Source organism: Kitasatospora sp. NPDC085879 (assembly GCF_040686255.1).
Lineage (GTDB): Bacteria > Actinomycetota > Actinomycetes > Streptomycetales > Streptomycetaceae > Kitasatospora.
In genome coordinates, this window is sequence record NZ_JBFBJZ010000011.1 from 150,802 (window position 1) to 177,236 (window position 26,435).

The window sequence follows — 26,435 nt, forward strand, 5'->3', positions numbered from 1 at the left end:
GTCAGGAAGCCGTCAGCCAGGCCGCCAGGCGCTCCTCGACCTCGGCGATGGCGCTGAGCGAGCAGTGCTCGTCGCGCTTGTGCGCGAGGTTCGGGTCGCCCGGTCCGTAGTTGACGGCGGGCACGCCGAGCGCGCTGAAGCGGGCGACGTCCGTCCAGCCGAACTTGGCCCGGGCCTCGCCGCCGACGGCCGCCAGGAAGGCCCGCGCGGCGGGCCGGTCGAGGCCGGGCAGCGCGCCGGGGGCGCTGTCAGTGACGCGCAGCTCGAAGCCGGCGAAGACCTCGCGGACGTGGTCGGCCGCCTGCTGCTCGCTGCGGTCCGGCGCGTAGCGGAAGTTGACCTGGACGGTGCACTCGTCGGGGATGACGTTGCCGGCCACGCCGCCGTCGATCCGGGTGGCGTTGAGGCCCTCGCGGTACTCCAGGCCGTCGATCAGCACCCGCCGCGGCTCGTACGCGGAGAGCCGGCGCAGCACCTCGACGGCCTTGTGGATGGCGTTGTCGCCGAGCCAGCTGCGGGCCGAGTGGGCGCGGGTGCCGGTGAGCACGATCTCGGCGCGCAGGGTGCCCTGGCAGCCGCCCTCGACGACCGCGCCGCTGGGCTCCATGAGGACCGCGAAGTCGGCGGCGAGCCAGTCGGGGTGCTCCGTGGCGAGGTGGCCGAGGCCGTTGCGGGAGGCCTCGATCTCCTCGCAGTCGTAGAAGACGAAGGTGAGGTCGTGGTTCGGCTCGGTGAGGGTGGCGGCGAGCCGCAGCTGCACGGCGACGCCGGACTTCATGTCGGAGGTGCCGCAGCCGTACAGCAGGTCGCCCTCCACCCGGGAGGGGAGGTTGTCGGCGATCGGCACGGTGTCCAGGTGGCCGGCGAGCAGGACCCGTTCGGCCCGGCCGAGGTTCGTCCGGGCGACGACGTTGTTGCCGTGGCGGTCGACCGTCAGGTGCGGCAGGGCCCGCAGCGCGTTCTCGACGGCGTCGGCGAGCGCCTGCTCGTCGCCGCTGACGGACGGGAAGTCGACCAGCTGCGCGGTCAGCGTGCCGCCGTCGAGGGACAGGTCGAGGGGCGTGTTCGGGCTGCTCATGGTGGTTTAGCGTATCGGTGCCGCGGCCCGCGCCGGCGGGCGGCGCAACCGCCCGGGGCCGGTCGGCCGTCGGAGTGGGTACGGTGTGCGCACAGCGAGCGAGAGGGGCAGCGGTGGCCGATGTGGCGGAGGGCGGGGCGGACGGTTCCACGGCGTCGGGGCGGCGTCGGCGGCGGCCGCGGCTGCTGCGCCGGCTGCTGATCGGCCTGGTGGCCGTGGCGCTGGTCGCGGGCCTGGTGCTGTACCTCAACCGGGACCGGCTGATCGTGCCGCCCGAGGGGTGCCGGATCAGCACCGCGGCGGGCAGTGGGACGCTCGACCTGGCGCAGGCCGCCAACGCCTCGACGATCGCCGCGGTGGCGATGTCCCGCGGCCTGCCGGAGCGGGCGGTGACGATCGCGCTGGCCACCGCGATGCAGGAGTCCAAGATCCACAATCTGGACGGCGGCGACCGGGACTCGGTCGGCCTGTTCCAGCAGCGGCCGTCCCAGGGCTGGGGCACCGCCGAGCAGATCAAGGACCCGGTGTACGCCACCAACAAGTTCCTGGACGGCCTGGTGAAGGTGCCCGGGTACGCCCGGATGCCACTGACCGACGCCGCGCAGCAGGTGCAGAAGAGCGGCTACCCGCAGGCGTACGCCAAGCACGAGTCGAACGCGATGCTGGTGACCTCGGCGCTGACCGGCCGCGAGGCGGCCTCGCTCGACTGCGTGGTGCACGACCTCGCGGAGCCGGCCGCCGCGGTCTCCGCCTCCGGCTCTCCGTCGCCCTCGGCGTCGCCGTCCGCCGGCCGCCGCCCGGCGGACGTCGGCGAGCGGGTCCGCCGGGAGTTCGGGCGGATGGTGTCGGTGGCCGCCGCGCCCAAGGGGCCCAAGGACGCGCGGACGGTGCTGGCGCTCGGCCCGCAGGCCTCGGCCTCGACCGACTCCGGCCCGGACGGGCAGCGGCAGTCCGGCTGGGCGGTGGCCCAGTGGGCGGTGGCGCACGCGCAGGAACTGGGCATCGGCGCGGTCGCCTTCGACGACCGGGTGTGGCGCTTCGACCACCCCACGGAGGGCTGGCAGACGAAGGACGCGGCGGCCCCGGCCGGCCAGGTCCTGGTCACCCTCGGTGCGCCGTGAGCACGGTGACGGCGTGTTGACGAACCTGTGAGCGGGCGTCGACCCGGCGGGTGACAGCGGTCAACCGGCGTGGACCCACCACGGCCCCGGGAGGGGCCGTGGCGCCGGGCCGCCCGGAGCATCACCGAACCCCGACACGACAAGGGAAGTAACGGTTCTTCACTCACTCCCGCGGGTGATCGTCCACCCGGTGCGCCGCAAAGCCGATCGTCCGATCTTTGCCTGCCCTTTACCTTGGCCGGGCGAAACCTTCCCGCCTCCTGAGCGGTATTCACGTCGTCCGCCCGACGGACGGCCCTGTCCTCTCGTCTTAGGAGCACCATGTCCCACCCCCTCACGCGCCGGATCGCCCAGGCCGCGCTGCTCGTCGCGGCCGGCGCGACGCCCCTGATCGCGGCCGGCTCCGCCTCGGCCGCCGACCTGGTGCCGCAGGGGACCGACCTGGGGTCCGGCCTCACCCAGCTCGACTCCCCCTCCGGCACCGTGCAGGGCGCCGCCCACGAGCTCGGCCAGTCCGCGGGTGCCACCGGCGCCGCCACGGTCGCCACCGGTGTCCCGGCGGCGGGCGACGCCGCCGGCCACACCGTCGCCTCCGCGCTGCCGGACGCCGACAAGGCGCTCGGCCCGGTGAGCAACACCGCCGGCAAGACCACCGCCGCCACCGGCGCGCTGACCACGGTGGCCGGCCGGGTGGCGCCCGCGCTGATCGACCGGGCCGGCCCGGCGGTCGCCGAGAAGGTGCTGCCCTCGGTGCCCGGCACCCGCAGCGCCCGCGCCGGCTCCCCGCTCGGCACCGTCACCGGCGCCCTGCCCACCAGCGGCCTGCCGGTCGGCACGGTGACCAGCGCGCTGCCCACCGGCGGCATCCCGCAGGCGCTGCCCGGCGCGGACACCCTCGGCACCCTGACCGGCTCCCCGGCCGCGTCCAACCGCCTGGGCGGTGTGCCCTCGCTCGGCTCCAACCCGACCGACCTGCTGGGCGGCGTGCTCGGCGGTACCCCGCTGGGCGGCCTGCTCGGCGGGATCGGCGGGGGCGGCATCGGCGGCTGATCGCACCACCCGCCGAACGCCGAAGGGCCGGCCCCCGCTCGGGGGGCCGGCCCTTCGTCCGTCGGTCGCCGGCGTCAGCCGCCGAGCCGGGCCACCGCGGCCCGGACCCGCTCGTCGGTGGCGGTGAACGCCACCCGCACGTGCCGCTCGCCGGCCGGCCCGTAGAAGTCGCCGGGCGCCACCAGGATGCCGAGCTCCGCGAGCTCCGCCACCGTCTCCCAGCACGGCCGGCCCTGGGTCGCCCACAGGTAGAGGCTGGCCTCCGAGTGCTCGATGGTGAAGCCGGACGCCTCCAGGGCGCCGCGCAGCGCCGCGCGCCGGGCCGCGTAGCGGGCCCGCTGCTCGGCCACGTGGGCGTCGTCCGCCAGGGCGGCGACGGTGGCGGCCTGCACCGGGGCGGGCACGATCATGCCACCGTGCTTGCGGATCTCCAGCAGCTCGGCGACGACGACCTCGTCGCCGGCCACGAAGGAGGCCCGGTAGCCGGCCAGGTTGGACCGCTTGGAGAGCGAGTGGACGGCCAGCAGGCCCTCGTGCGAGCCGCCGCAGACGTCCGGGCGGAGCACCGAGACCGGCTCGGCCTCCCAGCCGAGCTCCAGGTAGCACTCGTCGCTGACCAGCAGCACGCCGTGCCGGCGGGCCCAGGCGACCGCGCGGCGCAGCTCGTCCGCGGTGAGCACCCGGCCGGTCGGGTTGGACGGCGAGTTCAGCCAGAGCAGCCGGACCCGGGAGCCGTCGAGCTCGTCGACGTCGTCGTAGGCCACCGGCTCGGCGCCGCAGAGCCGGGCACCCACCTCGTACGTCGGATAGGCCAGCCGCGGGTAGGCGACCTGGTCGCCGGGGCCGAGGCCGAGCTGGCCGGGCAGCCAGGCCACCAGCTCCTTGGAGCCGATGGTCGGCAGGACGGCCTTCGGGCCGATCTCCGCGCCGCAGCGGCGGTTCAGCCAGCCGGCGACCGCCTCGCGCAGCTCCAGCGGGCCCCAGACGGTCGGATAGCCCGGGGTGTCGGTGCTGGCGGCCAGCGCCTTCTGGATCACCTCGGGCACCGGGTCGACCGGGGTGCCCACGGAGAAGTCGCACAGCCCGTCCGGGTGTGCGAGCGCGGTCCGCTTGTACGGCTCCAGCCGGTCCCACGGGAAGACCGGAAGAAGCTCGGATACGCGGCGCGCCGCCCCCGGGTGTCCCGGGAACGGCGCGCGCGCGGTGTGATGGGTGCTCACGACTCAGTTGTCACCGATCAGTGTCGTCAGTGGTCGGCGTTCTGCGGCGGCAGGGCCGCGATGAACGGGTGGTCCTTCTCGATCAGGCCGAGCTTCGAGGCACCACCGGGCGAGCCGAGGTCGTCGAAGAACTCGACGTTCGCCTTGTAGTAGTCCTTCCACTCCTCGGGAGTGTCGTCCTCGTAGAAGATCGCCTCGACCGGGCAGACCGGCTCACAGGCGCCGCAGTCGACACACTCATCCGGGTGGATGTAGAGGGAACGCTCGCCCTCGTAGATGCAGTCAACCGGGCACTCTTCGATGCACGCCTTGTCCTTGACGTCGACACAAGGCTGCGCGATGACGTAGGTCACGCTGTCGTTCCTCCTCGGAAGGGCTGGCGGCCCAAACTGTTTGCTTGCGTGCGCGGGTGAGCGCGGCGTCGTCGATGCCCGCCCCTAGTATCGCGGGTCGGAGACCGCAAATGCACAGGAGGTGCCCTCGATGGCGGACAGAGCCCCCGCGACCGGCCGTCCGGAGGTCCGCTTGGGCCGCTCTGACGTGGGACGACGGGTGTCCGTGCGACGGATCGCGGAGCTGGTCGACGGGCGGCCGGTGTTCCGCGATGTGATCGGGGTGCTCGCATCCTGGGACGATAACGGCCTCGTCGTGGTGCCCCGCAGCGGCGATCCGGTGGTCTTCCCCGAGGACCTGCTGGTCGCGGGCAAGCCGGTGCCGCCGTTCCCGGCCCGCCGCGCGCCGCTTCCCGGGGCCGGCCCGGTGGAGCTGCAGCGGGTGGCCGCCCGCGGCTGGCCCGCCGTCGAGCAGGAGCCGCTCGGCGGCTGGGTGCTGCGCGCCTCCGCCGGCTTCACCCGTCGGGCCAACTCCGTCCAGGCGCTCGGCGACCCCGGCCGGCCGCTCGGCCAGGCCCTGGAGGAGGTCCGCGACTGGTACGCGGCGCGCTCGCTGCCCGCGTACGTCGAGGTGATCGAGCCCGGCTCGCCCGCCGACCTGGCCGCCGAACTCGCCCGGCTCGGTGCCGGACAGGCCGAGACGCTGTTCCGCACCGCCCCGCTGGCCCCGCTCGCCCGGGCCGCCGCCGAGTCGCACGGCCGGGTCAGGCTGGCCCGGACGGCGGACGCCCGCTGGATGTCCCGCTACCGGCGGGTGAGCGCCGACACCGCGGTCGAGCGCGCCGCCGCCGAGGTGCTGCACGGCGGGCCCTCGGTCTGGTTCGCCACCGTCCCGGACCCGGCCGGCGGCGCCCCGCAGGCGATCGGCCGGGTGGCCGTCGACGGGCCGTGGGCGGGCTTCTCCGCGATCGAGGTCGACCCCTCGGCCCGCCGCTCGGGGCTCGGCACGGCGGTGATGGCCGTGCTCGCGGCCCGGGCCGCCGAGGAGGGGGCGACCGGTGCGTACCTGCAGGTCGAGGCGGAGAACGGCGGCGCGATCGCCCTCTACGACCGGCTGGGCTTCACCACAAGTCACACTTACCACTACGCCCGTCTCCCCGAGCGGTAGCGTTCACCCCGCCCCCTCTGTACCGACGAAGGCTGCTGTGACCGAGCAGAGCAGATCCCGCTTCCGCGCCGAGGCCCGGGCCGAACGCCCCGATCCCGTGCTGCTGTGCCTGCTGGCGGCCGCGGAGCACCCCTTCGGCACGCCCGGCGAGCCGGCGCCCACCCTGGACGAGCTGCTGGCCGGCTGCAAGGCCGCGCTGGACCGGCACGCCGCCGCCGTGCGGCAGGCGGTGGCCGAACGGCAACCCGCAGGTCCGGAGGAGACCGCGGCGCTGCTCGCCGCGGTGCTCGGCGGCCGCGAGCGGTTCCACGGCCGAAAGGCGGACTACCGGCGGCTGGAGTCCTCGCTGCTGCCCGAGGTGCTGCGCCGCCGCCGCGGCCTGCCGATCACGCTCTCGCTGGTCTGGATCGGCGTGGCCGCCCGGGCCGGCCTGACCGTGCACGGCATCGCCCTGCCGGGCCACTTCATCGTCGCGGTCGGCGGCCCGGCCGGCGGGAACGACTACGTCCTCGCCGACCCGTTCCACGGCGGCCGGCTGCTCGACCTCGACGACGCGGCGCAGCTGGTGACCGCCGCCGGGCACCCCTTCTCCCCCGAACTCCTCACCCCGGCACAGCCGCTGGACATCGTGCTGCGGGTGCTCGGGAACATCCGGGCCTGGGCGGCGGACCGCCCCGAGCACGCCCGCACCCAGCTGTGGGCCGCCGAACTGGCCCTGCTGCTGCCCCGCCATCCGGCGCAGCTGCGCCTGGAGCGCGCCGAACTCCTCGTCCGTACCGGCGACTTCCTGGCCGGGGCGCGCGAGATGGACGAGTACGCGCGGATCCTGGACGCCTTCGACCCGGAGGCCGCGGCGAAGGCCCGGCAGGACGCCCGGGCGGCCCGGCACCGGCTCAACTGAGGCCGGACGGGGGGCGTTCACCCCCGGCGCGGGCGGGCGTTCACAGCCAGCCCTTCTCCTTCGCGACCCGGACCGCCTCGGCGCGGTTGCGGGCGCCGGTCTTCTGGATCGCCATCGAGAGGTAGTTGCGGACGGTGCCCTCGGACAGGTGCAGCCGCCGGGCGATGTCCGCGTTGACGGAGCCGTCGGCCGCGGCCGCCAGGACGTCCAGTTCGCGCCCGGTCAGCGGGTTGGCGCCCTCGGCGAGCGCGGCGGCGGCCAGCGTCGGGTCGATCACCCGCTCGCCGCGCAGCACCCGGCGGATCGCCTCGGCCAGCTCGGCCGCGGGCGCGTCCTTGACCAGGAAGGCGTCCGCCCCGGACTCCATGGCCCGCCGCAGGTAGCCCGGCCGGCCGAAGGTGGTGGCGATGACCACCTTGGTGTCCGGGCGGCGCCGGCGCAGCTCCCCGGCCGCCTCGATGCCGGTCATCCCCGGCATCTCGATGTCCAGCACGGCCACCTCCACGTCGTGGGCGACGGCCGCGTCCACGACCTCGTCCCCCCGCCCGACCTGGGCGACCACGTCGATGTCCCCTTCGAGGCCCAGCAGGGCGGCGAGAGCCTCCCGCACCATCCCCTGGTCCTCGGCCAGCAGCACGCGAATCATTCGCGCACACTATCGGTCGCGGCCGCCGCCGGGACGGCCCGCAGCGGGACGAGGGCACGCAGCCGGAAGCCGCGGCCGTGCGGGCCGGGGCCGGTCGCCAGCCGGCCGCCGACCAGGGCGAGGCGCTCCCCGAGGCCGGACAGGCCGTTGCCGGGCGCGGACTTGCCGGGGCCGCGGCCGTTGTCGGTGACCTCCAGCACGGCGTAGCGGCGGCCGTCGTCCTCCCAGCTCTCGTCCATGGCGACGGTGCAGACGGTGGCGCCGGTGCCGTGCCGGACAATGTTGGTGACCGCCTCGCGCAGCGCCCAGGCGAGCACGCCGGCCTCCTCACCGTCCAGGCCGGGGCGGGCGTCGGTGAGGCCGGGGGCGGCCTCCAGGGTGATCCGGGCGGTGGTGAGGGCGGTGCGGGCGGCGGCGAGCTCGACCGGCAGGGTGGGCCGGCGGAAGCCGCTGACCGCCTCCCGGACGTCGACCAGCGACTGCCGGGCGACGCTCTCGATGTCGGCGACCTGGCTGCGGGCCTGGTCGTGCTTGCCGGCGTCGAAGAAGCGCCCGGCGAGCTCGCTCTTGATGGTGATCAGGGAGAGCGAGTGGCCGAGCAGGTCGTGCAGGTCACGCGCGAGCCGCAGCCGCTCCTCGGAGGCGGCGAGGTGGGCCACGGCGGCCCGGGCCTCGCGCAGTTCCTGCATGGTGGTGATCAGCCGCTGCAGGCCGGTCATCGCGAGCCCGGAGAGGAAGCAGGGCACCACGATCGCGACCAGGGTGTCCCTGTCGGCGTGCGCCAGCAGGCCGACCAGCAGGGCCAGCACCGTCGCCGCGCCGACCCCGGCCACGCTGAACCGGGTCGGCAGCACCACCGCGAGGCAGACCGAGGCGTAGGTGAACAGGGTCAGCCAGGCCTCCCCCAGGACGAAGGGGGTGACGAGGGACAGCGCCACCATCACGGCGACCAGTGCGTAGTGCCCGCGCCAGGTGCCCGACCGGGTCGACCGGAAGGCCACCAGCGAGAGGTAGCAGGCGAGGTAGACGCCGAGCGCCACCCAGCCGAACACCGTGGCCGCGGTGGAGTGGTGGCCGTCCGCGAGGTCCTTCACCGGATAGACCAGGTAGATCGCCCACAGCGACATCCAGCAGAGCTTCACCAGCAGCTGGCGGCGGCTCTCCACCTTCGCCCCGGGGATGTTCCGGAAGGAGACGGCGGGCTCCGCCGGGGTGGTGCGTGCGTCCTGGTCGACCATGTCGGCCATCATGCCGCCCGGGTGTCCCGGCGGTACAGGACGGCCGCCGCCGTGACGAACAGGGCCAGGAAGACGGCCATCCCGGCGACCGCGACGGTGTCGAGGCCCTGGCCGGGCTGCACGAACGCGGCCAGCCGGTTGTACAGGTAGACGGGGTCGAAGCGGGCGAAGGCCTTCAGCGAGTCGCCGACCGGGAACCAGGTGCCGCCGAACAGCGCCATCAGCATGTAGACGATCATCACGATCGGCTGCACCGCGTCCGGCGGCGCGGCGTAGCCGAGCGCCACCCCGAGCGCGGCGAAGACGAAGCTGCCGAGCCAGAGCACCGCCGCGAGGCCAAGCCAGCTGCCGGCCGAGAGCTGCACGCCCTCCACCGCGCCGATCGCGAAGACCACCAGGATCGCCGGCAGCGTGGTCACCGCGCAGGCGGCGATCTTGCCGACCGTGTAGGCCCGGCCGGGCAGCGCGGTCAGCCGCAGCTGCCGCACCCAGCCGCTGCGGCGCTCCAGCGAGATCCGCTGAGCCGAGCCGGTCAGCACCGCGCCGACCGCGCCGAAGGTGGCCATCGACACCATGAAGTAGGACTTCGCCGGGACGCCGCCGGCCACGTCGCCGCCGCTGTAGGCGCTGATGAAGAAGACGTACAGCAGGGCCGGGTAGAGCACCGTGAACATCAGGTACCGCTTGTTGCGCAGGGTGCGCAGGATCTCCAGCCGGATCAGGGTGGTCATCGCGCGATCTCCTCGGCGGTCGCCGCGGCCGACTCCTCGAGGGCGGCCTGCTCGGTGATGGTCAGGAAGGCCTGTTCCAGGCCGAGGCCGGTGACCTCCAGGCCGCGCGGGTACAGCCCGGCGCGGTAGAGGGCGGCCACGCAGGCGTCCGCGTCGGTAGCGCGGATCCGCACGGTGCGCACGCCGCCCGGTCGGCCGCCGAGTTCGAGTCCGGCGACGCCGGGCAGGGCGCGCAGCGCGGCCTCGTCGGCCTCGCCGTCGCCGGGGTGCAGTTCGAAGCCGACCCGGCGGGCGCCGGCCCTGGCCTTGATCTCGGCGGAGGTGCCGTCGGCGATCAGCCGGCCCTTGTGGAGCACCAGGACCCGGTCGGCGACCGAGTCCGCCTCCTCCAGGTAGTGGGTGGCGAAGAGCACGGTGCGGCCGGCCGCGGCCTGGGCCCGCATGGTGGCCCAGAAGGCCTGCCGGACGGAGACGTCCATGCCGGTGGTGGGCTCGTCGAGGACGATCAGGTCGTTGGCGCCGGCCACCGCGAGGGCGAAGCGGACGCGCTGTTCCTGGCCGCCGGAGAGCTTGTCGACCCGGCGGTCGGCGATCTCGGTGATGCCGGCCTCGGCGAGCACGTCGTCCACCGCGTGCCCGCGGGGGTGGATGCTGCAGGCGAGGGCCACCAGCTCGCGGACCTTGACCTCGGTCATCAGGCCGCCGCTCTGCAGCATGGCGCCGACCCGGCCGGCCTCGATCGCGGCCCGCGGGGGCCCGCCGAAGAGTTCGACGCTGCCGGTGTCCGGTTCGCGCAGGCCGAGCAGCAGGTCGAGGCTGCTGGACTTGCCCGCGCCGTTCGGCCCGAGCAGCGCGACCGTCTCGCCCGGCCGCAGGACGAGGTCCAGCCCGTCCACCGCCGTGACGCGGCCGTACCGCTTGCCGACGTTCCGGAAGGCCGCGACCTCCCCCGTACCCGTACCCATCGCCCGGTGTCCCTCCGACGCCCTTTCGCTGACCTCTCCAGGCTCACGCGCAGGGGCGTGCCGGCGGCAGTGCGGGCCGTCGTGTCCTCGGCATGACGGATGTCATGCCGAGGACACCGGCGGGATCACCGGGCGGGATCAGAGCCCGAGCGAGCGCTTCAGGAAGTCGACCTGGAGCAGCAGCAGGTTCTCGGCGACCTGCTCCTGCGGGGTCATGTGGGTGACCCCGGAGAGCGGCAGCACGGTGTGCGGCCGGCCGGCGGCCAGCAGCGCGGAGGACAGCCGCAGGGTGTGCGCGGCGACGACGTTGTCGTCGGCCAGGCCGTGCACGATCATCAGCGGCCGCTCCAGCTTCGGCGCGTCCGCGGTCAGCGAGTTGGCGTCGTACACCTCGGGGTGCTCCTCGGGGTGGCCGAGGTAGCGCTCGGTGTAGTGCGTGTCGTAGAGCCGCCAGTCGGTGACGGGCGCGCCCGCGACGGCGGCGTGGAAGACGTCGGGGCGGCGCAGCACGGCGAGGGCGGACAGGTAGCCGCCGTAGGACCAGCCGCGGATCGCGACCCGGCCGAGGTCGAGCGGGAACTCCTCGGCGAGCGCGTGCAGGGCGTGCACCTGGTCGTCCAGGGTGACGCCGGCGAAGTCGTGCCGGACGGCCTTCTCCCAGGCGGGGCTGCGCCCGGGGGTGCCGCGGCCGTCCGCGACGACCACGGCGAACCCCTGGTCGGCGAACCACTGGGAGGTCAGGTGCGGGTTGTGCGCCCGGACGACGCGCTGGCCGTGCGGGCCGCCGTACGGGTCCATCAGGACGGGCAGCAGGCCGTCGCGGTCGCGGTCGTACCCGGTGGGCAGCAGGACGGCGGCGGGGATGCGGCGCTCGCCGGCGAAGCGGAAGGCGGGGCGGGCGGTGAGCAGCGGGGTCTCGGCGTGCGAGGCGACGGTGGCGACGGGCTCGCCGTCCCGCAGTACCTGCACCAGGGTGCCGGGCCGGTCCGGCGAGGCGGTGGAGAGCACGGTGGTGCCGCCGGCGTGGACGGCCGCGGCCGCGCCGTCCGTCTCGGGGCCGAACGGGGTGATGCCGTCGGCGCCGGCCCGGAAGAGGCCGGTCCAGCCCGGCGGGCGGCCGCTGCCGGCCGCGCCCTCGGAGGCGCTGAACAGCACCCCGTCGGCGGTGATCGCGAAGACCGAACGGACGTGCAGGGAATCGTCGGTGACGGGCTTTTCGTCGATCAGCAGGGCACGGGAGCCGCCGGCGTCGGAGATCCGGACCAGCCTGCCGTCCGGCGTCCAGGCGGGGACGCCGTCGAAGAGCTCCAGCCAGGCGGCGTCCTTCTCCTCGACGAGCGGCGCGGTGCTGCCGTCGGTGGTGTCGACGGTGCGGATCTGCTGGTGGCGCTGGTCGCGGGCCTGGACGAGCAGCAGCGGGGCGCCGCCTGCCGACCAGTGCACCCGGGCCAGGTAGGGGTGGGCGGTGCGGTCCCAGACGACCTCGGTGCGGGTGCCGTCCAGGTCGATCAGCCAGAGCCCGACCTCGGCGTTGGGGGTGCCGGCGGCCGGATAGGCGACCTCGGCGGGGGCGGTGGCGGGGTTGGCCGGGTCGGCGATCCACCAGCGCCGGACGGGGGTGTCGTCGACCCGGGCGACCAACAGCCGGCGGCTGTCCGGCGACCACCAGAAGCCGCGGTCGCGGCCCATCTCCTCCTGGGCGGCGAACTCGGCCTGCCCCCAGGTCACGCCGTCGGCGTCGGGCTCGGCGAGGGCCCGGTCGCCGCCGCCGTCGGTGCGGGTGACGCGCAGCGCGCCGGCGGTGGTGGCGTAGGCGACGTGGCTGCCGTCGGGGGCCGGCCGCGGGTCCAGCAGCGGCCCCTCGGCGGGCAGTTCGCGGGCGGTGCCGGCGGCGAGGTCGGCGGCGAAGAGCCGGCCGGAGAGGGCGAAGGCGGCGAGCGCGCCGGCCGCGTCCAGGGCGTGGCCGACGATGCCGGCGGAGCCCTCGCGGCTGCGCTCGCGGCGGGCCTTCTCGGCGGCGGAGAGGTGCTCCTCGCCGCCGCCGAGCAGGACGGCCGGGTCGGCGGCGATCCGCTCCTCGCCGGTCGCGGGGTCGAGGGTCCAGAGCTTGTTGGCACGGTCCCGGCCGGAGCCGGAGCGCAGGAAGACGACCCGTCCGCCGTCGGGTGCGACGGCGAAGGAGCGGGGGGCGCCGACGGTGTAGCGCAGGGTCCGCGCGTACTGCCGGGGGAAGGTGTCCGCGGGGTTCTCGGTGGTCATGACTCCCGACCCTACGGCCTGCCCGTACCGGTGATCACTCGTTCGGAGCAGCCGCCGACAATGGCTCCCGAGGGGCCGACTGCCCGTGTCCCACCGGCTGTTCGGCCGTCCGGAGCACCCTCGCGCCACCGTTCGACGCCTCACGGTACGTAACACCGGGGTCACCGATCGGGTATGTGTTGCTCATCGCGATACGGAGCCGGACCGTCCCGTTCCTTCCCGGTTCCGGATCGAGAGCCCGTCCCGCACGACCCGCCGCCCGCCCAGGGCGGCGCACCCGAGAAGGGGTGTGAGCCGTCATGGCTTTGTCCGTCTCCGCAGCCGTGCTGATGCTGGTCATCGTGGTGGTCCTGGTCCGCCGATCCGGCCTGAAACTGGCGCACGCGATCATCTGCGCGCTCCTCGGCTTCTACCTCGCCTCCACCTCGATCGCACCGTCGATCCAGGAGGTCACCAGCAACGTGGCAGGGATGATCAATGGCCTGAAGCTCTGACGGACCACCGGTCGCCGGTGTCGCGTCAGGCGACCCTTGCCCCTCAAGGAGCGGCCCGAGCCGCCCGGCCGCGACGGGGCGAAGGTCGCCTGACGCGGCACTAGGCTGGCGGCCATGACCGCAGCCTCCGACCGCCCGCCACGCCGCCTGCTCCTGGTGCACGCGCACCCCGACGACGAGTCGATCGGCAACGGAGCCACCATGGCGCGGTACACCGCCGAGGGTGCCGGGGTCACGCTGGTGACCTGCACCCTCGGCGAGGGCGGTGAGGTGATCCCGCCCGAGTTGGCCCGTCTGACGGCCGATCGGGAGGACGCCCTCGGCGACCACAGGATCGGCGAGCTGACCGCCGCGATGCGCGCGGTCGGCGTCGCCGATGTCCGCTTCCTCGGCGGCCCGGGCCGCTACCGCGACTCCGGGATGATGGGCGTCGCCGACAACGAGCGGCCCGGCTGCTTCTGGCAGGCCGACGTGGACGAGGCCGCCGACCACCTGGTCGCGGTCGTCCGCGAGGTCCGGCCGCAGGTGCTCGTCACCTACGACGAGAACGGCGGCTACGGCCACCCCGACCACATCCAGGCGCACCGGGTTGCCCTCCGGGCGTACGAGCTGGCGGCCGACCCGGCGCACCGCCCGGAGCTGGGCGCGGCCTGGCGGATCGCCAAGGTGTACTACAACCGGATGCCGCGCTCGGTGATCGAGCAGGGCCTGAAGGAGACGGCCGCCGCCGCGGTCTTCCCCGGCACCGCCGCCCCCGGCGACGTGCCCGGCGTGGTGGACGACGCGGTGGTGACGGCCGTCCTGGACGGGCGGGCGTACGCCGGGGCGAAGGCGGCCGCGATGCGGGCGCACGCCACTCAGATCACCGTGGCCGGCGAGTACTTCGCGCTCAGCAACGACCTGGGGCAGCCGCTGGTGGCCACCGAGTACTACCAGCTGGTGCACGGCGAGCCGGGCGGACCGCTGCCGGAGACGGACCTCTTCGCGGGGGTGGCGCTGTGAAGCCCCAGCACGCCCTCCTGGGCACCCGGTCCCAGCGGCTGGCCGAGCCGTTGCCGCCGCGCGGCTTCCGGGTGGCCGCCTACGCCGTGCTCTTCCTCGTGGGGGCCGCGGTCTCGTTGTGCGGAGCGTTCGCGCAGGCTCTGTGGCCGCCGTTCGGCGTGCTGCTGGCGCTGGGCGCGACCGGCGGGGTCTTCTACGGCGGGCTGCGGCTGACCGGGACGAAGCTCGGCGCGGGCATCCCGCTGGCCGGCTGGTTCGCCGTGCTGATGGTGATGATGGCGCCCCGCCCGGAGGGCGACTTCGTCCTGGCGGCCGGGCTGACCTCGTATCTCTACCTGTTCGCCGGCGCGGTCGCCGGCGTGGTCTGTGCGACGCTGCCGACCCGGACGGCCTTGGGCCTCGGGGCGGTCGGCGGCGATCGGCAACGTCCCGTCAAGGACCCGCACGCATAGCCCGATAGCGGAATTATCGGACATATCGGGTTCTTTCCGTTCCGGGCCGTCGCCTGGCGCTTCCCAGTATGGTGGTGCCGGTGCGGGTGCCTCCGGTCCTACGACCGGGGACGACAGCCCCGGATGCCTCGGACGCAGGGCGGGAGGGTACCTTCAGCCCCAGTCGCGTGGCGGCGGCGCCGTCTCAGCCAACACGTGAAGAAGCTGGTGTCGGAGGGCCGTCCGGTCCGCAGCGCGGTGCCGCACCGCACGCGGGAGGACGTCCCACAACCCGCGGCCGCCGCCCGTAGGCGCGGCCGCGAACCCGGAGCAGAGCAGCATTGAGCAGCCGCGAATCTGACAGCGCGTACCCGCCGCCCCGCGGGGCCAACCCCGGCCGCCGCAGCGCGGACGGGGCGGACGCCTACCCCTCCGGCACCCCGCCGTACGGCACCGGTCTGCCGGGCGCCGCCGCGTTCGCGCACGGCCGCAGCGACGACCCCTTCGGCACGGCGACCCAGGGCGCCGGCATCGGCGTCCCGGACGCACCCGCCGACGACGCCCCCAAGACCGAGACCACCCTGACCACCCGGGTGCGGATCAACATCCCCGGATCCCGGCCGATCCCGCCGGTCGTGGTGCGCAGCCCCGTCAAGAACGAGGAGCCCCCGGCCGAGCCGGGCGCGCCCCGGCACCGCTCCGAGGGCCCCGGCTCGCCGGTCCTCGGCGTGATGGACACCGGCACCGCCACCGCGCCGCCGAACCTGCCGCCGGAGTGGCAGGAAGGCCCGGCCGGCGGCCAGGGCGCCCCCGCCGGCGGCCAGGGCCGCTCCGACGGCACCAGCGAGTCGGAGTCGACCGGCGCCTGGTTCCGGCCCCGGCAGAAGACCGCCGGGCCCGCCCCCGTCGCGGCGGGCACCCCGGGCGCGGCCCCGCAGGCAGCTCTGCAGGCCGGTCCGCAGGCCGCTGCCCAGGCCGGCCCGCAGGCCGCCCGGCAGTCCGCCCCGGGCGCTCCGCAAGCCGCTCCTCGGACCTCCCCGCAGGGCGGGCCGCGGGTGGCAGCCCCCGGTCCGCGCAGCCCGATGCCCGGCGAGCAGCGGCCCGCGCCGCGGCCGACCGGCGCCCCGGCCTCGCCGTTCGCCGGCGGGCCCGAGGGTGCGCCGCAGGACCCGTTCGCCGCACCGCCGCAGGGCCGCCCGGAGGGCGGCGCCGGCCCGCGCCCGACCGGCCGCTTCGCCGCGGACCCGTTCGCCGCACCGCCGCAGGGCGTGCCGGGGGCCCCCGACCCGTTCGGCACGGCCGCGCCGGCGCCGGAGAACCCCTTCCACACCGGCCCGGCCGACCCGTTCGCCGCGGGCCGCGCGGCCGGCGCGCCGCAGCCGGAGCCCGAGGACACCCAGATCGGCGGTTTCGAGCCGATCCGTGACGAGCCCCGCCAGGGCGACTCGATACCCGGCATGCCGACCGCCAACCTCTTCGGCTCGGCGCCGCCGGCCGCCGCCCCCTTCGCCCCGGGCGCCCCCGCCGGGCCCTTCGCCCCCTCCGACCCGTTCGCCCCGGCGGACCCGTTCGCGCCCGGCGCGGCCCGGGCCGCCGCCGACCCGTTCGCCGATCCGTTCGGCACGGCGCCCCGGCAGGGCGACCCGTTCGGCGGCCCCTTCGCCGGCCCCGGCCCCTCGCAGGCCCGCGCCGCCGCGGAGCCGGCCCCCGAGCCCGCCCCGAAGCCGGAGCCCCCGAAGGCCGATTCCCCGACGGCGGAGCCGGCCGCGCCGGCCGCCAAGAAGCGCGGCAAGTCGCGCAAGCTGGCCGGCTACGCCGTCGGCGGTCTGCTCTTCGCCGGCGCCGCCGCGTACGGCACCGGCCTGATGCTCAACCAGGCGGACATCCCCAAGGGCACCACCGTGCTCGGCACCGACATCGGCGGCGACACCCGCGACCAGGCGGTGAGCGCCCTCGACGAGTCGGTGGCCAAGACCGGCAAGGAGCCGATCAAGCTGAAGCTGGGCGGCCAGGCGCTGACCCTCGACCCGGCCACCGCCGGTCTGAGCTTCGACACCACCGGCACCGTGGACGGGCTGACCAAGCACAGCTACAACCCGGTCGAGGTGATCGGCTCGCTGGCGGGCGGTACCAAGGCGGTCGCGCCCGAGGTCAAGGTCGACCGGTCGAAGCTCAAGGCGGCGCTGGACGAGCTGGCCGCGAAGTCCGGTCAGGGCCTCAAGGAGGGCTTCGTCCGCTTCACCGAGACCGGCCAGGCCGAGGTCGTGGCCGGCAAGCCCGGGCAGGGCCTGGACTCCGCGGCTGCCGCGGAGCAGGTCGAGCAGGCCTACCGCAACCGCGCGGCCGGCCAGCCGGAGGGCGAGGTCGCGCTGACGCTGACCGCGGCCCAGCCGAAGGTCGGTGAGGACGTGCTCAAGGCGGCAGCCGCCGAGCTCGGCAAGCAGGTCCTCAACGGCAATGTGACGCTCAAGGCCGGCGCCAGGAAGTGGGACTTCGGCAAGCTCACCGCGAGCAGGGCGCTGACCCTCGCCCCGGACGCCTCCGGCAAGGTCGTCCTCACCTGGGACCTGGACAAGCTGGACGCCGCGCTGAACGGCGTCTTCGACAAGGCCAAGACCCGCAAGAACGGGGCGCTCGTCGCGATCACCCCGCAGGACGTCGCGGACGGCATCGCCACCGTGATCGGCAAGACCGGCAAGGACCGCGTCTTCACCTTCCCCGCCTGACGCCGCCGGAGCACCGTCCGAGGACGGTCGAGCACCGCACCGAGGCCGGTACCCGCAGGGTGCCGGCCTCGGTGCTTCCCGCCCCGGACCAGCCGCGCAGCACCTCCACCGCCCGGCCTGAGAAGATCGTCTGACGCTCCGTCGACTCATGGCCATTTCTGGCGAATCGTCGCCATTGGCGTTCCATAACCGGACATAACATCAGATCCTGCGCTTGGTTTGGAAACCGGCCGCGAAGTGCAGTCGAACGCCTGCGAAACGCCCGCGACCTGGGCATTTTTCCGAAGAACCGATGGTTGAAACTCACTCTGGCCGAAGGATCGCCTCCGGCGTTACCAATCTTTGATACAACGCCGGTCGACAAGCATTCGCCATGTTCAGCAAGATGTGGCACGAGCCGTTCCACAGCGGTAGCACAAGTTCCGATCAACCATCCGACATCGAGATGCGCCCCGGACGACCTGTACCGATGCCGACGACCTCTGGCATCGCGATCGGCAGGGTCTTTGCGCGGTCGGTGAACGCGGGACCGCACGAGGGGGAGAACCACCTTGGGTCGTTACATGCTTCGCAAGCTGACCAATTACCTGATTATGGTCACACTTGCGGCGTCTCTCTCCTACATCGTCGCGGGGCTGAGTCTCCATCCCCAGGCGAACTACGAGGGACGCAACCCTCCCCTGGCGAAGAGCACCATCAGCAAGACGCTCGACGACGTCAACATGAACCCCGACAGGCCCATCCTGGAGCGCTTCGGCACCTGGGCGAACGGCGTCGTCCACGGCGACCTGGGCAAGACCATCGACGGCTCCCCCGTCAACGACGAGGTCGGCCGCCGCATCGGCGTCTCGACCCGTCTCCTGCTGCTGGCCACCCTGATCGGCTCGGCCGGCGGCGTCGCGATGGGCGCGCTCGGCGCGGTGAAGCAGTACAAGCTCTTCGACCGCGTCACCACCGTCGGCTCGTTCTTCGTCCTCGCGATGCCGACGTTCGTCCTCGGTCTGTTCCTGAAGATCTCCTCGATCAACTTCCTCGGCGCGGGCACGATCCACTTCACCGGTGAGACCGACCCCGAGTTCGCCGGCCGCTGGGACTTCGCGGCGCTCGCCAACCGCGCCGAGCACATGCTGCTGCCCGGGCTCACCCTGATCCTCATTCAGGTCGCGCTCTACAGCCGGTACCAGCGCAGCACCATGCTCGACGTGCTCGGCAGCGACTTCCTCCGCACCGCCCGCGCCAAGGGCCTGCGCCGCCGCACGGCCCTGGTGAAGCACGGCCTGCGGACCGCCGTCCTGCCGGTCGTCCCGCTGCTGGTCTTCAACATCGTGCTGCTGTTCGTCGGCGCCACCTTCACCGAGAAGACCTTCGGCTGGCACGGCATGGGCGAGATGCTGGTCAACTCGATCACACGCAACGACGTGAACTCGACCGCGGCAGGCGCGCTGTTCACCGCAGTCCTGGTGCTCATCGCCGGCCTCCTCTCCGAACTCGCCTACGCGGCGCTCGATCCGCGCGTCCGGGTGCGCTGACACCCCGTCCGCAACGACCGACCACCGACGAAGAGGAAGAACCGATGAGCGTCAACCCGTCCGCTGCGAAGCCCTCGGCCAAGCGATCCGGCCGCGCCCGGCTGACCGTCCGCCGCTTTGCCCGCAACCGCCTGGCCCTGGTGGGCCTGGGCATCATCGTCCTGCTGTTCCTGGCGGCCTACATCGGCCCGCTGGTGGACAAGTACGACTACACCTTCCACGACTACATGGCCTTCACCGCGCCGCCCGGCGGCGACCACTGGTGGGGCACCAACCAGGGCGGCCAGGACCTGTTCGCGCTGACCATGCGCGGACTCCAGAAGTCCCTGGTGATCGGCCTGCTGGTCGGTGTGATCTCCACCCTGGTGGCGGCCGCCGTCGGCTCCTTCGCCGCCTACTACGGCGGCTGGGTCGACCGGCTCCTGATGTGGGGCGTGGACCTGCTGCTGGTCCTGCCCAGCTTCCTGATCATCGCCGTGCTCTCGCCGGCGTTCCGCTCGGCCAGCTGGCTGGTGTTCGTCGTCCTGCTCGCCGCCTTCAGCTGGATGATCACCGGACGTGTCGTCCGCAGCATGACGCTGACGCTGAAGGACCGTGAGTTCGTCAAGGCCGCCAAGTACATGGGCGTCCCCGGCCCGGTCATCGTGTTCCGGCACATCCTGCCGAACATGGCCTCGCTGCTGATCATCGACTCGGTGATCCAGGTCGGCGCGGCGGTCATCGGCGAGAGCGGCCTCTCCTTCTTCGGCTTCGGTGTGCAGCCGCCGGACGTGTCGCTCGGCACGATCATCGCGGAGAACACCACCAACGCGCCGACCTTCCCGTGGCTGTTCTACTTCCCCGCCGGCTGCCTGGTGCTGATCGGCCTCGCGGTCTCCTTCGTCGGTGACGGCCTGCGCGACGCCTTCGACCCCAACGCCTCCGGTGCGAAGGCCCGCCGCAAGCCGGCCAAGGCCGCGGGCGCCGCGGCCCCCGCCGGCCAGGTGCCCGGCCAGATCCAGGGCCCGAACACCTCGTCCGACGTGCTGAGCGCCCCGTGAGCGCCGCATCCGACTCCGCGCAGCACCCGGCCAGCACCCGTAGCAAGGAAGGACTCCGACCGGTGAGCGACATCCGGCTGGACAAGACCGCAGCGCCCGTCCTCGAGGTGCGCGACCTGCACGTGTCGTTCCCGAGCGAGGCCGGCGAGGTCCGCGCGGTGCGCGGCGTCTCGTACTCGGTGCGTCCGGGCGAGGTGCTGGGCATCGTCGGCGAGTCCGGCTCCGGCAAGTCCGTGTCCTCGATGGCCGTCCTCGGCCTGCTGCCCGACACCGCCGCGATCAGCGGCTCCGTCCGGCTCGGCGGCCGCGAGCTGCTCGGCCTGTCGGACGCCGAGCTCTCGGGCATCCGCGGCAAGGACATCGGCATGGTCTTCCAGGACCCGCTGTCCGCCCTCACCCCGGTCTACAGCGTCGGTACGCAGATCGTCGAGGCGCTGCGGATCCACCAGAACATGTCGAAGGACAAGGCCCGGGCGCGGGCGATCGAGCTGCTCGACGTGGTCGGCATCCCCGACCCGAAGCGCCGCGTGGACAACTTCCCGCACGAGTTCTCCGGCGGTATGCGCCAGCGCGCGATGATCGCCATGGCGATCGCCAACGACCCCAAGGTGATCATCGCCGACGAGCCGACCACCGCGCTCGACGTGACCATCCAGGCGCAGGTGCTGGAGGTCCTGAAGACCGCTCAGGACGTCACCGGCGCCGCGATCGTGATGATCACTCACGACCTCGGCGTGATCGCCGGCTTCGCCGACCGCGTCCAGGTGATGTACGCGGGCAAGCCGGTGGAGACCGGCAGCGTGGACGAGGTCTACTACGAGCCGCGGATGCCGTACACCATCGGCCTGCTCGGCTCCATCCCGCGGCTCGACGAGAGCGAGCGCCGCGCGCTCACCCCGATCGAGGGCAACCCGCCGTCGATGGTCGCGCTGCCGAAGGGCTGCCCGTTCCAGGCGCGCTGCCCGATCGCCGTCGACCGCTGCTCCGAGACGGAGCCGCAGCTCGAGATCCGGGCCGGCAGCAGCCACCCGACCGCGTGCCACCGCAGCTCCGACCTCGCCGGCGAGCTGGACCCGGCCACCATCTTCCCGCTGCCGGAGGTCCCCACCCCCCACGCGCTGGAGTCCCGTCCGCGCGAGGACCGCACCTCGGTGCTGTCGGTGGACGGGCTGGTGAAGCACTTCCCGGTCACCCACGGCGCGGTGGTCAAGCGCAAGGTCGGCGTGGTCCGCGCGGTGGACGGCATCTCGCTGGACATCCGCGAGGGCGAGACGCTGGGCCTGGTCGGCGAGTCCGGCTGCGGCAAGTCGACCACCCTGCTGGAGATCCTCGACCTCCCGAGCGACCAGACCGGCACGGTGACCGTGCTCGGCCGCGACGTGAAGAGCCTCAAGCGGGCCGACCGCAAGGCGCTCCGCCGTGACATGCAGATCGTCTTCCAGGACCCGATGGCGGCCCTGGACTCGCGGATGCCGATCGGCGACATCCTGGCCGAGCCGCTGAAGACGCACGGCTGGGACCGGGACCGGATCAACGCCCGCGTGCCGGAGCTGCTGTCCCTGGTGGGCCTGGACCCGGACCACGCGGACCGCTACCCGCAGGAGTTCTCCGGCGGTCAGCGCCAGCGCATCTCCATCGCCCGCGCCCTGGCGCTGGAGCCCAAGCTGGTCGTCCTGGACGAGCCGGTGTCCGCCCTGGACGTCTCGATCCAGGCCGGCGTGCTCAACCTGCTGGACGAGCTGAAGTCCCGCCTCGGCCTGAGCTACCTGTTCGTCGCGCACGACCTCTCCGTGGTCCGCCACATCGCCGACCGGATCGCCGTGATGTACCTCGGCCGGATCGTCGAGCAGGGCACCACCGACGAGATCTTCGCGGCTCCCTCGCACCCGTACACCCAGGCCCTGCTGTCGGCCGTTCCGGTGCCCGACCCGCAGCGTGAGCGCGAGCGGTCCCGGATCCTGCTCTCCGGCGATCTCCCCAGCCCGTCGGACGTTCCGAGCGGCTGCCGGTTCCGCAACCGCTGCCCGAAGTTCCTCACCCTGTCCGACACGGATCAGGCGCGCTGCCGGGACGAGGACCCGGGCGACAGCCGCCTCGGGACCGACCACGTGGCCGCGTGCCACTTCGCCGCCCCGCTGGAAGTGGTCTGACAGACCGGCCCCATCCGGACCGGGCACCCCACGACCCACCCCGTTCGGCCGCAGTCCCAGCGCCACCCGCTCCGGCGGGTCCGCTGATCACTATCACCGTTAACCACAACCAACAGGGGAATCCCTTGAAGCAGAACCGGATCCCGGTCGCGCTGGTCGCTTCCATCGCTGCCGCGTCACTCTCCCTCACCGCCTGCTCCAGCAGCGGCAAGTCCGACGACAAGGCCGCGCCCCCGAAGGCCGACGCGCCGAAGATGACCCAGCGGGCCATCAACGAGAAGCCGCGCACCGATCTGAAGCAGGGCGGCAGCCTCAACTGGGCCATCGACCAGCTCTCCAGCCAGTGGAACCCCCTGGAGGCCGACGGCAACGAGACGTCGACCACCGACGTCGTCAAGGCCGTCATGCCGACCTTCTGGCGTTCGGACGCCGGTGGCGCCCAGACGGTGAACAAGGACTACCTGGTCGACGCCAAGTCGGAGACCAAGGACGGCAAGCAGGTCGTCACCTGGACCCTCAACCCCAAGGCCAAGTGGTCGGACGGCACCCCGATCACTTGGAAGGACATCGAGGCCAACTGGAAGTCCCAGAACGGCAGCAACACCGCGTTCAAGGCCACCTCGACCACCGGCTTCGACCAGATCGAGTCGATCGTCAAGGGCGCCGACGACTACCAGGCGATCGCCACCTTCAAGACCCCGTTCTCGGAGTGGCAGGCGCTGTTCAACAACGCCGCCAACGCGCCGCTCTTCCCGGCCTCGCAGATCTCCACCCCGGAGCTGTTCAACACCAGCTACGTGGACAAGATCCCGGTCACCGCCGGCCCGTTCAAGCTGGACAAGATCGACCAGACCGCCAAGACGGTCACCGTCGTCGCCGACCCCAACTGGTGGGGCAACAAGCCGCTCCTGGACAAGATCGTCTACAAGGCGATGGACACCAACGCCATGCCGCAGGCGTTCCAGAACGGTGAGATCGACTTCTACAACAACGGCCCGGACGCGTCCGGCTTCAAGCAGATCCAGGCCACCCCGGACGGTGAGGTCCGCGAGGCCGGCGGCCCGAACTTCCGCCACTTCATGCTCAACGGCAAGAGCCCGATGCTGACCGACCCCAAGGTCCGCCAGGCCATCTTCCAGGGCATCGACCGCGCGACCATCGGCAAGTCGGACCTGAACGGCCTCGGCTGGCCGGCCGAGCCGATGAACAACCACTTCCTGGTGCCGAACCAGAACGGCTACAAGGACAACTCCAACGGTCTGAGCACCTTCAACCCCGAGGTTGCCAAGAAGACCCTGGACGAGGCCGGCTGGAAGCTGGACGGCGACGTCCGCAAGAAGGACGGCAAGGAGCTCGCCCTCAAGTTCGTGATCCCGGCCGGCGTGACCGTGGCCACGAACGAGGGCTCCATGCTGACCCAGATGATGAAGCAGATCGGCGTGAAGATCACCGTCTTCACCGCCCCGTCGAACGAGTTCTTCGACAAGTACATCTACAAGTACGACTTCGACATGACCGCGTTCTCGCTGATCGGCACGCCGTTCCCGGCCAGCAGCTCGACCGCGAACTTCAAGACCGACGGTGGCGCCAACTACAGCCAGGTCGGCAGCCCGGAGCTCGACAAGGCGATGGCCGACGCGGCCGCCGCCCCGACCACCGAGGCCGCCATGGAGGCGATCAACCGCGCCGACGGCGAGGCCTGGAAGGTCGCCGGTCTGATCACGCTGTACCAGCGCCCCGCCATCTTCGGTGTGAAGAAGGCCGTGGCCAACCTCGGTGCCCCGGGTCTCTCGGACTACATCTACGAGGACATCGGCTTCACCAAGTGATGACGCGCCGGTCGCACTGACCGGCCACCCCCGTGGGCGGGCACTCCGGTGCCCGCCCACGGTCGTTCCCTCCCGCCGCTACCCCGTCTCGCGCTCCGAGGCGAAGTGGCACGCGGACTCGTGCGCGGCGTGGCCCTCCAGCCAGGGGCGGACGGTGAGCAGCGGGATCTCCACCGCGCACTTCTCCTGGGCCTTCCAGCAGCGGGTGCGGAAGCGGCAGCCGGACGGCGGGTTGGCGGGCGAGGGCACGTCGCCGGTCAGCACGATCCGGTCGCGGTCCTCGCGGGCGGCCGGGTCGGGCACCGGCACCGCGGAGAGCAGCGCCTGGGTGTACGGGTGGGTGGCGTGCTCGTAGATCTGCTCGTCCGAGCCGATCTCGACCATCTTGCCGAGGTACATCACGCCGACCCGGTCGGAGATGTGCCGGACGATGGACAGGTCGTGCGCGATGAACATGTACGACAGGTTGAAGTCGTTCTGGAGCTGCTCCAGCAGGTTGATCACCTGGGCCTGGACGGAGACGTCGAGCGCGGAGACCGGCTCGTCGCAGATGATCACCTCGGGTCTGAGCGCGAGGCCGCGGGCGATGCCGATGCGCTGGCGCTGGCCGCCCGAGAACTGGTGCGGGTACCGGTTGATGTACTCCGGGTTCAGGCCGACCACGTCCAGCAGGTCCTCCACCGCCTTGCGGCGGTCGCCCTTCGGCGCGACCTCCGGGTGGATCTCGAAGGGCTCGCCGATGATGTCGCCGACCGTCATCCGCGGATTCAGCGAGGTGTACGGGTCCTGGAACACCATCTGGATGTTGCGGCGGACGTGGTGGAGTGCGGTGCCCTTGAGGTGGGAGATCTCCTCGCCCTTGAACCGGACGGAGCCGCTGGTGGCGGGTTCCAGGTTCATCAGCACCTTGGCGAGGGTCGACTTGCCGCAGCCGGACTCGCCGACGATGCCCAGGGTCTCACCCTGCATCAGGTCGAAGGAGATGCCGTCGACGGCCTTCACCGCGCCGACCTGCTTCTTGACGATGATGCCCCGGGTCAGCGGGAAGTACTTGACCAGGTCCCTGACCTGCAGGATCGGCTCACCGCGGGGCACCTCCCGGGCGAAGGCGGCGTCCTCGGGCACGGCGTCCACCGTTCCCGCCCCGTCAGACGTCATGGAGGGTCTCCTTCCAGAAGAAGCATGCGCTGCCCCGCCCGGCGAGGTGCGCGCCGTCGTCGTCGGTGACGTCGAACAGCTCGGGCTCTTCCCGGCGGCAGATGTCCTGGGCCCGCGGGCAGCGCGGGTTGAACGCGCAGCCGGCGGGGATCCGCAGCAGGTTGGGCGGCAGGCCCTTGATGGCGTAGAGCTCCTGGCCCTTCTGGTCCAGGCGCGGGATGGAGTCGAGCAGGCCGCGGCTGTAGGGGTGGGCGGGGCTCTTGTAGAGCTGGTCGACGGGGGCGGTCTCGACGATCCGGCCGGCGTACATGACGGCGATCTTGTCGGCCACGTCGGCGACCACGCCGAGGTCGTGGGTGATCAGGATCAGGCCCATGTTGTACTCGGCCTGGAGCTCCGCCAGCAGGTCCATCACCTGGGCCTGGACGGTGACGTCCAGGGCGGTGGTCGGCTCGTCCGCGATGATCAGGTCGGGTTCCAGGGCGAGCGCCATGGCGATCATGATGCGCTGGCGCATGCCGCCGGAGAACTGGTGCGGGTAGTCGTCGACCCGTTCCTTGGCGGCCGGGATGCGGACGCGCTCCATCAGCTCGACGGCCTTGGCCCTGGCCTCCTTGCGGGAGGAGCCGCGGTGCACGCGGTACATCTCGCCGAGCTGGGTGCCGACGCTGTGGACGGGGTTCAGGGCGGACAGCGCGTCCTGGAAGATCATCGCCATCTGCTCGCCGCGGATCTTCCGGCGCTCCTCGGCGCCGAGCTTGAGCAGGTCGCGGCCCTTGAAGACGATCTCGCCGCCGGTGACGAAGCCGGGCGGGCTGTCCAGGATGCCCATGATCGCCTGGGCGGTGACGGACTTGCCGGAGCCGGACTCGCCCAGGACGGCGAGGGTCTCGCCGGCGGCGACCGAGTAGTCCACCCCGTTCACCGCCTTGGCGACGCCGTCCCGGGTGCGGAACTCGACCTGCAGGTCGCGCACGTCGAGCAGTTCGTCGCCGGGCGCACCGCCACTGGACGCCCGGGGGTCGATCCGGATGGCGCCGGCGTCGTCGTCGCTGTTGCCGCTGTTCATGGTTGGTGGGGGCCCCTCTCAGCGCAGCTTCGGGTCGAGTGCGTCGCGGACGGCGTCGCCGAGCATGATGAACGCGAGGACGGTGATGCTCAGCGCCCCGGCCGGGTAGAGCAGCATGTGCGGCGCGTTGCGGAAGGTCGCCGAGGCCGAGGAGATGTCGATGCCCCAGGAGACGGTGGGCGGTTTGAGGCCGACGCCGAGGAAGCTCAGGGTGGCCTCCAGGGCGATGTAGGTGCCGAGCGCGATGGTGGCCACGACGATGATCGGGGCGACCGCGTTGGGCAGGATGTGCCGGAGC

At 73.0% G+C, this 26,435-nt stretch carries 23 protein-coding genes; 12 read left to right on the forward strand and 11 right to left on the reverse strand.

Translation table 11 applies throughout. From position 1 onward, the window contains the following. Nucleotide 1 precedes the first annotated feature (1 nt). Nucleotides 2–1,078: a succinyl-diaminopimelate desuccinylase gene (dapE, locus tag AB0P35_RS11750; protein WP_363509575.1), complete on the reverse strand. Its 1,077-nt coding sequence runs from the start codon at nt 1,076–1,078 to the stop codon at nt 2–4. Between the two features lie 113 nt (nt 1,079–1,191). Between dapE and AB0P35_RS11755 the strand changes: the two genes are divergently transcribed. After that, nucleotides 1,192–2,199: a hypothetical protein gene (locus AB0P35_RS11755; protein ID WP_363509577.1), complete on the forward strand. Its 1,008-nt coding sequence runs from the start codon at nt 1,192–1,194 to the stop codon at nt 2,197–2,199. A 321-nt stretch (nt 2,200–2,520) separates the two neighbouring features. Further along, nucleotides 2,521–3,249, forward strand: coding sequence for a hypothetical protein (locus tag AB0P35_RS11760; RefSeq protein ID WP_179419377.1), 729 nt, complete (start codon nt 2,521–2,523; stop codon nt 3,247–3,249). A gap of 74 nt (nt 3,250–3,323) precedes the next feature. Here the strand turns inward: AB0P35_RS11760 and dapC are convergent, their stop codons facing one another. Then, nucleotides 3,324–4,469 (reverse strand): succinyldiaminopimelate transaminase, encoded by a 1,146-nt coding sequence (dapC, locus tag AB0P35_RS11765; protein WP_363509579.1) that lies wholly within the window; start codon nt 4,467–4,469, stop codon nt 3,324–3,326. 26 nt (nt 4,470–4,495) lie between these two features. Then, a complete protein-coding gene (fdxA, locus tag AB0P35_RS11770) occupies nt 4,496–4,822 on the reverse strand; it encodes a ferredoxin (protein ID WP_030275917.1) in 327 nt (108 codons plus the stop codon). A 205-nt stretch (nt 4,823–5,027) separates the two neighbouring features. Between fdxA and AB0P35_RS11775 the strand changes: the two genes are divergently transcribed. Both AB0P35_RS11775 and AB0P35_RS11780 read left to right on the forward strand, forming a co-directional pair. Beyond that, nucleotides 5,028–5,969 carry a GNAT family N-acetyltransferase gene (locus tag AB0P35_RS11775; protein WP_363509581.1) on the forward strand — a complete coding sequence of 314 codons (942 nt, stop codon included), beginning with the start codon at nt 5,028–5,030 and terminating at the stop codon, nt 5,967–5,969. Between the two features lie 37 nt (nt 5,970–6,006). Beyond that, nucleotides 6,007–6,870: a transglutaminase-like domain-containing protein gene (locus AB0P35_RS11780; protein ID WP_095873309.1), complete on the forward strand. Its 864-nt coding sequence runs from the start codon at nt 6,007–6,009 to the stop codon at nt 6,868–6,870. A gap of 40 nt (nt 6,871–6,910) precedes the next feature. Here the strand turns inward: AB0P35_RS11780 and AB0P35_RS11785 are convergent, their stop codons facing one another. The 5 genes from AB0P35_RS11785 to AB0P35_RS11805 all read right to left on the reverse strand — a co-directional run bounded on the left by AB0P35_RS11785 (nt 6,911) and on the right by AB0P35_RS11805 (nt 12,709). After that, nucleotides 6,911–7,516 (reverse strand): response regulator transcription factor, encoded by a 606-nt coding sequence (locus AB0P35_RS11785; RefSeq protein ID WP_095873310.1) that lies wholly within the window; start codon nt 7,514–7,516, stop codon nt 6,911–6,913. Next, nucleotides 7,513–8,754, reverse strand: a complete 1,242-nt coding sequence (locus AB0P35_RS11790) for a histidine kinase (RefSeq protein WP_095875468.1) — start codon at nt 8,752–8,754, stop codon at nt 7,513–7,515. Before AB0P35_RS11790 ends, AB0P35_RS11785 begins: the two co-directional genes overlap by 4 nt. An 8-nt stretch (nt 8,755–8,762) precedes the next feature. Continuing rightward, complete coding sequence (locus tag AB0P35_RS11795) at nt 8,763–9,485, reverse strand: ABC transporter permease (RefSeq protein ID WP_095873311.1); 723 nt, start codon at nt 9,483–9,485, stop codon at nt 8,763–8,765. After that, on the reverse strand, nt 9,482–10,450 hold the full coding sequence (locus AB0P35_RS11800) for an ABC transporter ATP-binding protein (protein WP_363509584.1): 969 nt from the start codon (nt 10,448–10,450) through the stop codon (nt 9,482–9,484). Before AB0P35_RS11800 ends, AB0P35_RS11795 begins: the two co-directional genes overlap by 4 nt. 138 nt (nt 10,451–10,588) lie before the next feature. After that, nucleotides 10,589–12,709 (reverse strand): prolyl oligopeptidase family serine peptidase, encoded by a 2,121-nt coding sequence (locus AB0P35_RS11805; RefSeq protein ID WP_363509586.1) that lies wholly within the window; start codon nt 12,707–12,709, stop codon nt 10,589–10,591. Nucleotides 12,710–13,008: 299 nt separating this feature from the next. Between AB0P35_RS11805 and AB0P35_RS11810 the strand changes: the two genes are divergently transcribed. The 8 genes from AB0P35_RS11810 to AB0P35_RS11845 all read left to right on the forward strand — a co-directional run bounded on the left by AB0P35_RS11810 (nt 13,009) and on the right by AB0P35_RS11845 (nt 23,910). After that, entirely contained in the window at nt 13,009–13,203 is a 195-nt protein-coding gene (locus AB0P35_RS11810) for a DUF2304 family protein (protein WP_030275935.1), read from the forward strand. Nucleotides 13,204–13,317: 114 nt separating this feature from the next. After that, a complete protein-coding gene (gene mshB / locus AB0P35_RS11815) occupies nt 13,318–14,205 on the forward strand; it encodes an N-acetyl-1-D-myo-inositol-2-amino-2-deoxy-alpha-D-glucopyranoside deacetylase (RefSeq protein WP_363509588.1) in 888 nt (295 codons plus the stop codon). Next, entirely contained in the window at nt 14,202–14,657 is a 456-nt protein-coding gene (locus AB0P35_RS11820) for a DUF6113 family protein (RefSeq protein WP_363509590.1), read from the forward strand. Before mshB ends, AB0P35_RS11820 begins: the two co-directional genes overlap by 4 nt. A 320-nt stretch (nt 14,658–14,977) precedes the next feature. Beyond that, nucleotides 14,978–17,362 (forward strand): peptidoglycan binding domain-containing protein, encoded by a 2,385-nt coding sequence (locus tag AB0P35_RS11825; protein ID WP_363509592.1) that lies wholly within the window; start codon nt 14,978–14,980, stop codon nt 17,360–17,362. Between the two features lie 593 nt (nt 17,363–17,955). Further along, entirely contained in the window at nt 17,956–18,891 is a 936-nt protein-coding gene (locus tag AB0P35_RS11830) for an ABC transporter permease (RefSeq protein ID WP_363509594.1), read from the forward strand. Nucleotides 18,892–18,935: 44 nt separating this feature from the next. Beyond that, nucleotides 18,936–19,931: an ABC transporter permease gene (locus AB0P35_RS11835; protein WP_363509596.1), complete on the forward strand. Its 996-nt coding sequence runs from the start codon at nt 18,936–18,938 to the stop codon at nt 19,929–19,931. Between the two features lie 62 nt (nt 19,932–19,993). Then, a complete protein-coding gene (locus tag AB0P35_RS11840; protein WP_095873320.1) occupies nt 19,994–22,081 on the forward strand; it encodes an ABC transporter ATP-binding protein in 2,088 nt (695 codons plus the stop codon). A 125-nt stretch (nt 22,082–22,206) separates the two neighbouring features. Beyond that, complete coding sequence (locus AB0P35_RS11845; protein WP_095873321.1) at nt 22,207–23,910, forward strand: ABC transporter family substrate-binding protein; 1,704 nt, start codon at nt 22,207–22,209, stop codon at nt 23,908–23,910. Nucleotides 23,911–23,988: 78 nt separating this feature from the next. Here AB0P35_RS11845 and AB0P35_RS11850 read toward each other — a convergent pair whose 3' ends face one another. From AB0P35_RS11850 to AB0P35_RS11860, 3 genes are all read right to left on the reverse strand, one after another. After that, complete coding sequence (locus tag AB0P35_RS11850) at nt 23,989–25,068, reverse strand: dipeptide ABC transporter ATP-binding protein (RefSeq protein WP_363509599.1); 1,080 nt, start codon at nt 25,066–25,068, stop codon at nt 23,989–23,991. Then, nucleotides 25,058–26,137 (reverse strand): ABC transporter ATP-binding protein, encoded by a 1,080-nt coding sequence (locus AB0P35_RS11855; protein ID WP_363509602.1) that lies wholly within the window; start codon nt 26,135–26,137, stop codon nt 25,058–25,060. The genes AB0P35_RS11850 and AB0P35_RS11855 overlap by 11 nt, the downstream gene beginning before the upstream one ends. Nucleotides 26,138–26,155: 18 nt before the next feature. Continuing rightward, nucleotides 26,156–26,435, reverse strand: a 280-nt coding sequence (locus AB0P35_RS11860; RefSeq protein WP_363509604.1) for an ABC transporter permease subunit, incomplete at its 5' end; no start/stop codon positions are given.